General features: G+C 69.6%; 14 protein-coding genes. 5 read left to right on the top strand and 9 right to left on the bottom strand.

The genetic code is table 11. From position 1 onward, the window contains the following. The 9 genes from PROPJV5_RS13020 to dacB form a co-directional block, all read right to left on the bottom strand. Positions 1-115: Clp protease N-terminal domain-containing protein (locus PROPJV5_RS13020; protein ID WP_275403700.1), on the bottom strand; the 115-nt coding region annotated here is incomplete at its 3' end. A 285-nt stretch (positions 116-400) separates the two neighbouring features. Next, positions 401-727 carry a histone-like nucleoid-structuring protein Lsr2 gene (locus PROPJV5_RS04760; RefSeq protein WP_119715306.1) on the bottom strand — a complete coding sequence of 109 codons (327 nt, stop codon included), beginning with the start codon at positions 725-727 and terminating at the stop codon, positions 401-403. A 150-nt stretch (positions 728-877) separates the two neighbouring features. Further along, positions 878-1,456 carry a 2-amino-4-hydroxy-6-hydroxymethyldihydropteridine diphosphokinase gene (gene folK, locus PROPJV5_RS04755; RefSeq protein ID WP_119715191.1) on the bottom strand — a complete coding sequence of 193 codons (579 nt, stop codon included), beginning with the start codon at positions 1,454-1,456 and terminating at the stop codon, positions 878-880. Then, positions 1,453-1,857: a dihydroneopterin aldolase gene (gene folB / locus PROPJV5_RS04750; RefSeq protein ID WP_119715305.1), complete on the bottom strand. Its 405-nt coding sequence runs from the start codon at positions 1,855-1,857 to the stop codon at positions 1,453-1,455. Before folB ends, folK begins: the two co-directional genes overlap by 4 nt. Positions 1,858-1,993: 136 nt before the next feature. Further along, positions 1,994-2,809, bottom strand: coding sequence for a dihydropteroate synthase (gene folP / locus PROPJV5_RS04745; protein WP_220474333.1), 816 nt, complete (start codon positions 2,807-2,809; stop codon positions 1,994-1,996). A gap of 102 nt (positions 2,810-2,911) precedes the next feature. Then, complete coding sequence (gene folE / locus PROPJV5_RS04740; protein ID WP_119715189.1) at positions 2,912-3,541, bottom strand: GTP cyclohydrolase I FolE; 630 nt, start codon at positions 3,539-3,541, stop codon at positions 2,912-2,914. Between the two features lie 31 nt (positions 3,542-3,572). Then, positions 3,573-4,127: a hypoxanthine phosphoribosyltransferase gene (hpt, locus tag PROPJV5_RS04735; protein ID WP_119715188.1), complete on the bottom strand. Its 555-nt coding sequence runs from the start codon at positions 4,125-4,127 to the stop codon at positions 3,573-3,575. 10 nt (positions 4,128-4,137) lie between these two features. After that, complete coding sequence (tilS, locus tag PROPJV5_RS04730) at positions 4,138-5,184, bottom strand: tRNA lysidine(34) synthetase TilS (RefSeq protein ID WP_220474332.1); 1,047 nt, start codon at positions 5,182-5,184, stop codon at positions 4,138-4,140. Between the two features lie 4 nt (positions 5,185-5,188). Beyond that, positions 5,189-6,526 carry a D-alanyl-D-alanine carboxypeptidase/D-alanyl-D-alanine endopeptidase gene (dacB, locus tag PROPJV5_RS04725; RefSeq protein ID WP_147385350.1) on the bottom strand — a complete coding sequence of 446 codons (1,338 nt, stop codon included), beginning with the start codon at positions 6,524-6,526 and terminating at the stop codon, positions 5,189-5,191. A gap of 102 nt (positions 6,527-6,628) precedes the next feature. Here dacB and PROPJV5_RS04720 point away from each other — a divergent pair, with 102 nt between their 5' ends. The 5 genes from PROPJV5_RS04720 to PROPJV5_RS04700 all read left to right on the top strand — a co-directional run bounded on the left by PROPJV5_RS04720 (position 6,629) and on the right by PROPJV5_RS04700 (position 11,643). Next, on the top strand, positions 6,629-7,186 hold the full coding sequence (locus PROPJV5_RS04720; protein ID WP_021798865.1) for an inorganic diphosphatase: 558 nt from the start codon (positions 6,629-6,631) through the stop codon (positions 7,184-7,186). 117 nt (positions 7,187-7,303) lie between these two features. Continuing rightward, positions 7,304-8,362 (top strand): TRM11 family SAM-dependent methyltransferase, encoded by a 1,059-nt coding sequence (locus PROPJV5_RS04715; protein WP_119715185.1) that lies wholly within the window; start codon positions 7,304-7,306, stop codon positions 8,360-8,362. Between the two features lie 77 nt (positions 8,363-8,439). Continuing rightward, positions 8,440-8,973 carry a SixA phosphatase family protein gene (locus tag PROPJV5_RS04710; protein ID WP_119715184.1) on the top strand — a complete coding sequence of 178 codons (534 nt, stop codon included), beginning with the start codon at positions 8,440-8,442 and terminating at the stop codon, positions 8,971-8,973. An 89-nt stretch (positions 8,974-9,062) separates the two neighbouring features. After that, positions 9,063-10,094, top strand: coding sequence for a hypothetical protein (locus tag PROPJV5_RS04705; RefSeq protein ID WP_119715183.1), 1,032 nt, complete (start codon positions 9,063-9,065; stop codon positions 10,092-10,094). Between the two features lie 184 nt (positions 10,095-10,278). Further along, positions 10,279-11,643 (top strand): ammonium transporter, encoded by a 1,365-nt coding sequence (locus PROPJV5_RS04700; RefSeq protein ID WP_119715182.1) that lies wholly within the window; start codon positions 10,279-10,281, stop codon positions 11,641-11,643. Position 11,644: the final 1 nt, after the last annotated feature.

Here is an 11,644-nt window from a genome sequence, read left to right as displayed (position 1 = left end):
GGATCAGGCCCAGCAGGATGTGCTCGGTGCCGATGTAGTTGTGGTTAAGCATCTTCGCTTCGTCTTGAGCGAGCACGATGACTCGGCGTGCCCGATCGGTAAAGCGCTCAAACATTGGTCTCCTTCAGCAGACCCGTACGGATCCTCCATGAGCGCCCGACCCCGACCTGGTGGCCTGAGTCGGGTACGCTCAAGTTTCATCATACAAACCCCCACCCAACGCCCAATGTTCCGCCTGTTCGCCCCAGGCACAAGGCGTGCACCGGGCGCAGACCCGGCAAGGAGGACGCCGGCGCCGGCGGCTGACACGACGATGGGGCGAGGAGACCAGCTCCCCGCCCCATCCGTTCAGCCTCGCGGCGTCTGGACCAGGCCGGCCGCCGCGAGCTCAAGCATCGGGTCAGTGCTGCGCAGCCTCGTAGGCCTGGCGCACCTCATTGGGAATACGACCGCGCGGGGGGACCTCGTGGCCATTCTCCTGCGCCCACTGCCGAATCTTGGCCGCATTGCTCGTGCCGCCGCTCCCGGAACGACGACCGGTGCTGCGACGACCACCGGTACGGCGGGCATTCCCCACCCAGTGAGCGAGCTGATCGCGCAGCCTCGCGGCATTCTCATCGGAGAGATCGATTTCGTAGCTGACCCCATCGAGACCGAAATTCACGGTCTCGGCGGCCTCGCTGCCATCAACGTCGTCGGTGAGGATCACCTGCACCTTGCGCGCCATCATTTCCTCCTCGTCAAGAGCACCGCACCATGTCGGCGCCCGCTTGTTCTTCATCTGACGAAGTCAATATAACCAACACGACGCGGCAAAGCCAAAAACTCGCCCCAAAAACTGGATTCGGGCAACCAGAAAACGCCGCCCGGCACGGCATCAGGGAATGATGAGGGGACCGGCGTCCGTTGCTCCTGGTGCCCGGCCAGTCGAAACCCGGTAGCCGGTGAGTTCGACACCGGAGAGGTCCATGGCGCTCAGCAGGTCGGCAATTCTGCCGTCCGGGAGGACGGCGTCCGGTTCGAGTTCTGCCCATGGGACGAGAACGAAGGCACGCTCGCCGGCACGTGGATGTGGCAGGTGCAGCCGCCTCGTGTCGCTGGTGCATTCACCGACCACGACCAAGTCGATGTCGAGAGTGCGTGGGCCGTGCGGGTTGTCCGGGTCGCGGCGCCGCCCATGCGCATCCTCGATGGCGTTGACCCGGTCGAGAAGGTCGAGCGGGCCCAGCCTCGAATCGGCCGTGACGACGATGTTGAGGAAATCGTCCTGGGCCGTGTTGCCCACGGGCCTGGTGCGATACACCGATGAGACGCGTGTCGATGTGATTCCCGGCGTGGCGGCGAGTTCGTGAACACCGGCCCGTAGATAATCCAGCGGATCGCCCATGTTGGATCCCAGGCTGAACACCACGTGTCGCGTTCGAGTCCCACGGGCACGGTCCCCGACCCGGTTCATGCCGGCGATCCGTCACGACCGGCGGACCTGACGGCGGTCACCGAGACGTCGTGGAAAGGCACTCCGATGGGCGCCCGGGGTTTGTGGACGCGCACTGCCACCGCGTGTATTCCAGGCAGCCCCAGACAGGCATCGCAAATGCGGGCGGCGAGCGTCTCGATGAGATTGACGTGCCCGGCCTCGAACTGCCGCACCGCCAGCTGAGCGATGTCGGCGTAGCTGACGGTCCGGGACAGATCGTCGGCATCCGGCTCGTCGACGATCGCTTCGACATCGACGACGAAGGGCTGCTCGTCGACCCATTCCTCGGGCAGTACCCCGTGCCGTGCCATGACGTGTAGACCGGTCAACACGATCTGCACCCGGCCCGGGCCGGGATTTCCCAGTGTCCCCTCCACCATCAGCCCTCCGACGGCCATTCGGTATGTCATTGTTCCAGATGCACGCAATTGTGGCCGGCAGCCGATTCCGCGTGCCGCCATTTCGGCCGGTCCGGTCGTGCCGACGCAACCGGCTGCCGCGCCCGGGAATCGGCGGTCAATTCGCCAGGGCGAGAAGATGCTCGATGACGGTGATCGCGTCCACCTGTGAACGCACCTCGTGGGTGCGGACGGCCCAGACCCCGTGCGCGCAGCACCATCCCGAAACGGCGGTGGTCGCCGCATCACGCTCGGTGGCCGGGCGGCCCCTGAGCAGATTCCCCAGGAAACGCTTGCGGCTGGCGCCGATGAGCACCCTGTGGCCCAGCCCGGTGAACACCTCGAGGTGGGCGAGAATCTGCCAGTCGTGACCGGCCGTCTTGGCGAAACCCAGGCCGGGGTCTGCGATGATGCGTTCCGGCGCGATGCCGGCATCCACCGCGGCCTGGCATCGGGCCTGGAGTTCGTCGCGCACCTCGGCGACGACGTCGTCGTACTCCGCCGCGGCGTCCATCTCCTGGCCGAAGCCCCGCCAGTGCTGGCAGACGTAGTCGACGCCCAGGTTCGCGACGGTGTCGAGCATCGCCTCGTCGGCCAGCCCCCCGGAGACGTCGTTGACGATCGTCGCGCCCGCCTGCACCGCCGCCCGGGCCACCGAGGCCCGCATCGTGTCGACGCTGAGCTGAACGCCGGTCGCCGTGGCCGGGACCCGCAGTCCCTCGATCACCGGGACGACACGCGCCAGCTCCTCGGCCTCGCTGACCCGTTCGGCCCCGGGCCGCGTGGACTCGCCGCCCACGTCGAGGATTGCGGCGCCCTGGGCGATGAGCTCGAGCCCGTGCCCGACCCCGGCGTGCGCGTCCGGCCACATGCCTCCGTCACTGAACGAGTCGGGAGTGACATTGATGATGCCCATGACCGAGGTGTGACTCATGAGGGGAAGTGTAGAGGCCGCGCGACACCATCTTCGGTGTACCGCACTTCTCACAGGAACCGATCAGGATGCCTCGTCGACGCCGTCCGGGAGCCCGTCCGGTCAGGCGTTGATGAGGCTCATGGCCTCGGCGCGTGTCGCGGGGTCGCGCAGCAGGCCGCGGACGGCCGAGGTGAGGGTGCGGGCGCCCGGTTTGTGCACGCCGCGCATCGTCATGCACAGGTGCTCGCAGTCGATGACGACGAGCGCGCCACGGGCGTGCAGGGAGCCCATGAGGGCGTCGGCGATCTGCCCCGTCAGTCGCTCCTGCACCTGCGGGCGGCGGGCGTAGATCTCGACCAGGCGGGCGATCTTCGACAGCCCGGTGACGCGGCCGTCCCGGGGAGGGATGTAGCAGACGTGGGCGACGCCGTGGAAGGGCATGAGGTGGTGCTCGCAGGTGCTGTAGACCTCGATGTCGCGGACGAGGATCATCTCCTCGTGGCTGATGTCGAAGGTGCGTGCGAGCACATCGCCGGGGTCCTGGCCGATACCGCTGAAGACCTCGGCGTAGGCGCGGGCGACACGGGCCGGCGTGTCACGCAGGCCATCGCGGTCGGGGTCCTCGCCGATGCCGATGAGCAGCTCGCGGACGGCGGCCTCAATGCGGGCGCCGTCGAAACCGGGCGCGAGCCGCCCGCCGGGGACCGCGTACGGCGTGTTGTCTGTCTCGTGGGGCTCGTTCTCGGTCACCGGATCACCTTCCTCGGCGGGCGCCTGGACGTCAGTGGTGGTAGACGTGGGGCTCGAGGGTGGCGACGTCACGCAGGTTCCGGTAACGCCCGTCGTAGTCGAGGCCGTAGCCGACGACGAACTCGTCGGGCAGGTCGAAGCCGACGTAGCTGACCTCGACCGGCGCGTGAACCGCCTCGGGCTTGCGGAACATGGTGGCCACCTTGATGCTGGCCGCGCCGCGAGTGGCGAGATTGTGCACGAGGTAGCTGAGCGTCAGGCCGGTGTCGATGATGTCCTCGACCACCAGGACGTGACGCCCGGCGATGTCGCTGGTGAGGTCCTTGAGGATCCGCACCACGCCGGAGCTGTGCGTGCCGGAGCCGTAGGAGCTGATGGCCATCCAGTCGACCTCGACATGCCCGTGCATGGCCCGGCACAGGTCGGACATGACGATCATCGCACCGTTGAGGACGCCCACGAGAAGTGGTTTCCTGCCCTCGTAGTCGGCGTCGATCTGAGCGGCGAGTTCCTTGACGCGCGCATCGATCTGGTCGGCCGTGTAGAGCACGTGCTTCAGGTCTGCGCTGATATCGGCTGCATCCACGTGGCCAAGGTTAGTGCACCCCGGGCAGGTCGCAGGGGCGACCGGGCTGGGCTCCTGCCTCCTGCCCGGGCCGGCTGAGGCGTAGTTGCCCGCCGGCGCGGACCACCCGCACGCGGCCGGGCAGGTCGACGCCCCTCTGCCCGTGCCAGCTCTCGACGAGGTCGAGCACCGCCGCGGTGTGGGCGGCACTCGGCTCGACGACCCCGGCCCCCGTGAGCCAGGTCCGTACGATCCGTCCGCGCAGGGCCGGCGGCTGGGCGGCCAGCGCACAGGTGTCGAGTCCGCCGTCGCGGGCGACCTCGGCGCCGGCCCGATCGGCCAGTTCATCGAGCAGGTCGGCGTCGGCGGCGGCCAGGCGCGCGGTGCGGGCCAGGGCCTGGGCGATGCCGGGCCCGAGGCGTTCCTCGAGCAGGGGCATGATCTCGTGGCGCACCCGCGCGCGGGTGTAGGACACGTCGGCGTTCTGCGGGTCCTGCCAGGGCTCGAGGCCCCATTCGGCGCAGGCGGCCGCGGTGTCGGCGCGGCGCAGCCCGAGCAGGGGACGCACGAAGAGCGGGTCGGCACCGAAGGAGGCCGGCATGCCGGCCAGCGACCTGGTCCCGGAGCCCCGTGCCAGGCCGAGCAGGACGGTCTCGGCCTGGTCGTCCAGGGTGTGGCCGAGCAGGACGACGCCGGGGCGGACGCCGGATGGCCCGGGGGCGCGCAGCGCCTCGTAGCGGCAGGCGCGGGCGGCGGCCTCAAGACCCAGGCCGGTGTCCCGGGGAACCTCGACGGGGACCACGTACGCCGCGAGACCGAGTGCGCGCAGCTGCTCGGCGGTTCTCGCCGCCACCGGTCCCGAGCCGTCCTGCAGCTGGTGGTCGACGACCAGGCCCTCGGCCATGAGCGCCGGCTCGCGCCTGGCGTGCCAGGCGAGGGCGGCGGCGAGGGCGAGGGAGTCGGGGCCGCCGGAGCAGGCGACACGGACGCGCCGGGCATCGTCGAGCGCTCTCCCGACGACGACGGCGAGCGCGCGCGTCAGGGCCAGGGCCGCCGGGCCGAGGGCACGGGTGCTCACGGTGTCAGCCCGCGCACCGGCAGGCGGCCAGGGAGGCGGCGAGCGTGTCGAGGTAGGGGCGGGCCTCGGTGCCGGCGCCGTTGATGACGATGGTGAACACGGCGATCGAGCCATCGGCCGTCGGGGTGTAGCCGGTCAGTGTGCTGGCCACGTCGAGTGTCCCGGTCTTGGCCCGCACCAGGCCCGCGCCGGCCGACGAGGAGGAGTCGAGGTAGCGGGTCTCGAGGCTGCCGGTCGCCGCGGCGACGGGCATGCCGGCGAGCCCGGTCCGCATGTCGTCCGAGCCGGCGGCCACGGCGACGACCTTGCTGAGGGTGCCGGCGGTGAGGCGGTTGTTCTCCGACAGACCGGATCCGTCGTGCAGCGAGTCGGCGTCGGACCAGACGTCCAGCGCACGCATCCGCTGCTCGAGGGCGGCGGCGCCCCCGTCGAAGGTGGGCTGCTGGCCTGCCGTGATGGCCAGGTGCCGTAGCAGGGTCTCGGCGATGGAGTTGTCGGAATGGCGCAGGCAGACCTGGGCGATCTGGCCCAGCGGCAGCGACTCGACCCGGGCGATGGCCTGCGCGCCCTGTCCGGCGGTCCGGGGGGTCGGGTCGGGCTCGACGGTGATGCCGGCTGCGGTGAGCTGCTCGGCGAAGGTCGTGGCCGCCGAGGCCCCCGAGTCCCCCGAGTCATCGCCCTGGTCGATCGTCAGGGCCGAGATGTCGTTGACGTACTCCATGTCCCCCTCGGCCCAGTCCGGATGACGGGTGGGGCCGCTGAACAGGGATTCGTCGTAGTTGAGGGTGATCGAGGTGACGTCGGCGGCCTTGAGGGCCCGTGCCGTCCGCTCGGCCAGCTCGGCGGAGGTGGCCGGCTTCGCCCCCTCGTACTGGTAGGCCGACTCGGTGCTGGCCAGCAGCGGGTCGCCGCCGCCGACGAGCGTATAGCTGCCGTCGGACTCGGCCACCACCGTCGTCTCGTAGGTGGTGCCGGCCCCCGCAGCGTCGAGCAGGGCCATCGTTGTCATGAGTTTCAGGTTCGAGGCGGGGATGATGGCCTGCGCGCTGTTCTGGTCGAAGACCTCGTCGCCGCTCGCCAGGTCACGGACCGAGACCGACCAGGCCGGGTCGAGACCCGCCCCGGCCAGTGCCCCGGAGACCTCCTCGGCCGACAGGGACGCGTACTGTCCCGGGCCGAGAGCCGGATCGATGACACCGGTGCCGTCGTCAGTGGCGCCGTACAGTCCGGGCGACACCGTGGCGGCGCCGTCCTCGACGAGGAGCCCGGCGGGACCGGCGCCGAACCGCGCCCCCAGGCCGGCGGTGACGAGCGTGACGGCCACGACGCCGGCGAGGATCACCCACCGTCTTCCAGGATGTTGTTGGCGCGAATTCACTCTGCAGCCCCCAAACAGGTAGTGTCAGGCTCAGATTCCACTTCATCATCATAAGGACGCAACGCCGTGACCGATGATTTCCGAATTGCCACTGGCCTGCCTCAGTACGGCCTGACCTTCGACATGACAGTCGAGATCCCGCGTGGCACGAAGAACAAGTACGAGATGGACCACAACACTGGTCGCATCCGCCTGGACCGCACCCTGTTCACCTCGACGCAGTACCCGTACGACTACGGCTTCATCGAGGGCACGCTCGGTGAGGACGGTGACCCGCTCGATGCCATGGTGATCGTGCCGGAGCCGACCTTCCCCGGCTGTCTCATCGAGTGCCGTGCCATCGCCATGTTCCAGATGCAGGACGAGATGGGCGGTGACGACAAGGTGCTGTGCATCGCGACGGCCGACCGCCGCCGCGACTACATGGACGACCTGGATGACGTCCCGCAGATGGTGATGCTCGAGATCGAGCACTTCTTCACCGTCTACAAGGACCTGGAGCCCGGTAAGTCGGTCGAGGGCGCGTCCTGGGCCGGCCGGGAGGAGGCCGAGGCCGAGATCCGCGCCTCGTACGCCCGCGCCAAGGGCACGCCGTACGAGCACCACAAGGTCGACCTGCAGTGACCCGCTGAGACAGCGCGAGGGGCCGGGCAGCGACGCCCGGCCCCTCGTCGTATCGGCAGCTCCCCATCCCGGCCCACGATCGGGCGGCCGGCTGGCCCGTCGTGGAAGGATTGGCCCGTGAGCGACTACGTCATGCTCGTGGCCCCGTCGGCGAACCACGTCTACGCCGAGCAGGCACCGACGATGGCGGTGGCGGAACTGGCCGTCACCACCACCGTCGAGAACCCTGAGCGCACCGCCATGGCGGGCGTCGAGTACGTGGGTTTCGGCGCCGACGCCCTCGACCCGGCCGCGATCGCCCGCCAGTCCAGCGCACTCGCCCTGTTCGAGCGCGCCGGTGAGCTGCTGCGTCCCGTACAACTCCCGGCCGTGCAGGTGATGGACGACGACCTGCTCACCATCACCAAGTACGCGGGCAAGACCAACGAGATGTTCACCAGGCTTCTGCTGCACGTCACCTGCGCGCAGGTGCGCACCGCTGGGCCCGAACGCCCTGTGCTGCCCGGCGGCGTCCGGCAGCTGGACGTGCTCGACCCGATGGCCGGCCGCGGCACCACGCTGCAGGCGGCCTGGTTGATGGGCCACAACGGTTTCGGGGTCGAGACCGATGAGAGGGCCGTCGAGCAGCTGGCCGCCTTCATGAAGACCTACCTGCGGCGCAAGCGGCTCAGGCACAAGGCGGACGCCGCTCCGGTGCGCCGCGAGGGCCGCGTCATCGGCCGCCGTTTCGAGGTGACGGCGCACCCGGGGGTCGCCACGGGCGGGCACGATGCGCTCGAGGGCGCCCCGGCGCTGACGATGAGTGTCCTCACCGGTGACACCCGCGACTCGGCGAGGCTGTTCGGCCGACGCCGTTTCGACGCGATCGTCACCGACGCGCCGTACGGCATCGTCCACGGCGCCCGCTCGGCCAGGGGAAACCGGGAGGGCAGGGGCGACCGCTCCCCCGCTGCGCTCCTGGCCCAGGCCATCCCCGTGTGGGCCGGGCAGCTGAGGGCGGGGGGTGCGCTCGGAATCGCCTGGAACGCCTTCGGACTCACCCGCGACGACCTGGCGGCCATCTGCGCCGACGCCGGCCTGGAGGTCTGCCCGGGGCCGGCCTGGGAGCAGTTCAGCCACCGCGTCGACTCCTCGATCAGACGCGACCTCATCGTCGCCCGCAAACCAGCCCGCTGAGCCCCGGAACGACCCGTTCAGACACCCCCAGGGCATACCCGCCCGGTGATTTCGGGCCGGGCAATAGGCTCTATAGCATGACCCGACGTTTGTATCTCATGCGCCACGCCCAGGCCAGGTCCTTCGGAACGGGCGGTGACAAGGGCCGCAGGCTCAGCGACAACGGGCACGCCCAGGCCCGCGAGGCGGGTGAACGGCTCGCCGGCGCCGGCATCCAGATGGCCCTGGTCTCGGATGCCGAGCGCACCCGGGAGACCTTCGCCGACCTGCAGCTCCCCGACATCAACGGCGTCCCGGTGCACGTCGAGTTCCAGGCGGCGCTGTACGAGGCGGGCCCCCGCCTGGTGCTGGCACGCATCGCCGAGGCCCCGGACGAGGTGCAGGGCCTCATCGTCATCGGCCACGCGCCAACCATCCCCACGCTGGCCAGCGAGTTCACCTGGGCGGCCGACCGCAGCGACGCCGACATGCAGATGTGCTCCTTCCCGGTGGCGACCGTCGCGGCCTTCGACGTCGACGTGCCCTGGAGCGAGCTGGGATCCTTCGACCCCTTCGACTACACCGGCGACGGAGCACAGCGGCTCAGCCCGGTACGCCCGGCCGAGTTCTAGGATAAGGTCCACATCGGCGCGGAATGCCCGCGCCCCGAGAAGCCGCGACTGCGGCCCGGACACGCAGCGGCGGGGCGAAGGAGGCACCGATGGCCAGCAGACACCCGGCAGGTGCGCACCTCGACCGCGCCCGGGCGCGTGCCGTGCTCTCACGGGCCGCCTCGGTACTGCGCAGCGGGGCCAGGCGCGTGTGGCACGCCCCGCTGCCCGCCATCTCGACGGGCATGGCACTGGTGCTGTGCGCCGTCGTCGCCTTCGGGGCCAGCCGCTCGACGAACGGGCGTCCGGCGGCCGTCGAGGTGACCACCAGCCCGACCCCGACGCCGACTCAAAGCACCTCGCCCACGCAGGCCCCCAGCAGCCCGGAACCCGTCGACGACGTGAACCTGACCGTACTGCAGACCCAGGTCGACTCGATCCAGTCGAGGTACGGCGTGCGGATCGGCCTGGGAGTGGCCGGGATCGCTCCCGTCGGCCAGCGCTCCACAGCGACATGGACGGCCGGTTCCCTCACCAGCGGGCCGGCATGGGGCACGCTCGACATACCGATCGCCGTGGCCATCTTCGACACCGACTCGATGCCGAGCAATCTGACGTACATGCTCACCAAGTCGATCAGCGAGTCCTCACTGTCCTCCGACGAGGCCCTCTACACCTTCCTCGGCACCACCGACGCCGCGTCGAAGGCGGTCAACCGGGTCTTCCAGGAGTACGGGGACCAGGTGACGACCGTCGCCACGAAGACCGACCGGCCAGGCGTCCCGGCGTTCACGCAGACCGACTGGACCGTGGCCAGTCAGGCCGAGTTCGCCGGGCAGCTGTGGTGCTCCAGCTCCGACTGGTACATCATCAGCCGCATGCAGCACGTCGACGAGGAGCACTCCTACGGCTTCGGTCAGGTCGTCAGCAGCTACATCAAGACATCCGAGGGCACGACGGCGAACGATTCGGTCGTTCTGCGTCAGATGGCGATCATCCCCACCTCGAACGGCAACCGGGTGGGGGTCAGCCTGGTCGTCACCGCGCCCGCCGACCAGATCGACACGGCCCGCGAGGCCGCCGACGCCGTGGCCGGGCAGGTGTACTTCACCGCTCATGGTTTCGGAGTCGGTCACTGCTGAGCCGGTGCACCGGCCCGCAGCCCTCGGGCGAGGGCGTACGCCGGAGCGCAGGAGGGCCCGTCGAGGCGGCGCCCGGCCCTGCGGTGAACGGTGAAACAGACCCGTAACGAAACGTCGCGATTGTTCACGCGCCGGTTACGCGGACGTCACCGAAGGCGGTGACTCGTCCGGAAGAGTCTGGGACATGATTGTTCTCGAGATCAATACGGGTGACACCGCGTGGGTGCTGATCAGCGCGGCGCTGGTTCTTCTCATGACACCATCCCTGGCCTTCTTCTACGGAGGAATGGTCCGGGCCAAGGGCGTCCTCAACATGATGATGATGTCGATCGTCACGATGGGCATCGTCGGTGTCGCCTGGGTGCTGTTCGGCTTCTCGGAGGCCTTCGGCGACTCCTGGCACGGGCTCATCGGCAATCCCGCCCAGTACGCCGGCATGCGCGGGCTTCTCGACGCCGAGTTCGGTTCCGACCCCGACCACATGATCCCCGGACTGGTCTTCGTCGGCTTCCAGTCGGCCTTCGCGATCATCGCCGTCGCCCTCGTCTCAGGCGCCGTCGCGGACCGCATGAAGTTCGGCGCCTGGTGCGCCTTCGCGGGGGCCTGGGCGGTCCTGTGCTACTTCCCGGCGGCGCACTGGGTCTTCGCCTTCGACGGTTTCACGAGCGCCGGTGCGCGGGGCGGCTGGATCGCCAACACGCTTGGCGCGTTCGACTTCGCCGGCGGCACCGCCATCCACATCAATGCGGGTGCGGCGGCGCTGGCCCTCGTCCTCGTTCTCGGGCCTCGCATCGGTTTCGGCTCCCGTCCGATGCGCCCGCACAACCTGACCCTCGTCATGCTCGGCGCTGTCGGCCTGTGGTTCGGCTGGTTCGGGTTCAACGCGGGTTCCGCCCTGTCGGCCAACGGCACTGCCGGTCTCGCCTGGGTGAACACGCTTGCCGCCAGCTGTGCCGCCATGGTGTCCTGGATCGTTGTCGAGCGCATTCGGGACGGACACGCCACCAGTCTCGGAGCGGCGTCGGGCGTCGTCGCCGGACTGGTCGCCATCACACCGGCGTGTGCCACGGTCACGCCGCTCGGCTCCGTGTGCATCGGCATCCTGGCGGGCGTCGGCTGCGTCTTCGCCATCGGCCTGAAGTACCGGCTCGGTTTCGATGACGCCCTGGACGTCGTCGGTGTTCATTTCGTCGGCGGCCTCATCGGCACCCTCGCCACCGGCCTGTTCTGCACCCAGGAGCTCTCCGGCGTCGATGGGCTGTTCCATGGCGGTGGTCTCGCCCAACTCGGCAGGCAGGCCGCCGGGGCCCTTGCCGTGATGGCCTACTCGTTCGTCATGAGCCTGGCCATCGCCCTCGTCATCAAGCGGTTGATCGGTCTGCGCGTCTCCAGCCAGGTCGAGCTGGCCGGGATGGACGTCGACCAGCATGCCGAGGTCGGCTACGACCTCTCGCACATCGGCTATTCCACGCGCAGCATCTCGCGCACGGTCATGGTGCCTCCTGACGGCGCCGGGGCCGAGACGGCCGATGTTCCCGCGCGCAGCTGAA

It is taken from the genome of Propionibacterium ruminifibrarum (assembly GCF_900289195.1).
Classification (GTDB): Bacteria; Actinomycetota; Actinomycetes; order Propionibacteriales; family Propionibacteriaceae; genus Propionibacterium; species Propionibacterium ruminifibrarum.
Note: the sequence above shows the minus strand (reverse complement) of the source record. Positions and strands in the feature narration are given on the sequence as shown.

Coding starts and splice junctions, on each gene's coding strand:
- PROPJV5_RS04760 (WP_119715306.1), bottom strand. CDS start 727: ATGGCGCGCAAGGTGCAGGTGATCCTCACCGACGACGTTGATGGCAGC.
- folK (WP_119715191.1), bottom strand. CDS start 1,456: ATGAACCGGGTCGGGGACCGTGCCCGTGGGACTCGAACGCGACACGTG.
- folB (WP_119715305.1), bottom strand. CDS start 1,857: ATGGTGGAGGGGACACTGGGAAATCCCGGCCCGGGCCGGGTGCAGATC.
- folP (WP_220474333.1), bottom strand. CDS start 2,809: ATGAGTCACACCTCGGTCATGGGCATCATCAATGTCACTCCCGACTCG.
- PROPJV5_RS04710 (WP_119715184.1), top strand. CDS start 8,440: ATGACCCGACGTTTGTATCTCATGCGCCACGCCCAGGCCAGGTCCTTC.
- PROPJV5_RS04705 (WP_119715183.1), top strand. CDS start 9,063: ATGGCCAGCAGACACCCGGCAGGTGCGCACCTCGACCGCGCCCGGGCG.
- PROPJV5_RS04700 (WP_119715182.1), top strand. CDS start 10,279: ATGATTGTTCTCGAGATCAATACGGGTGACACCGCGTGGGTGCTGATC.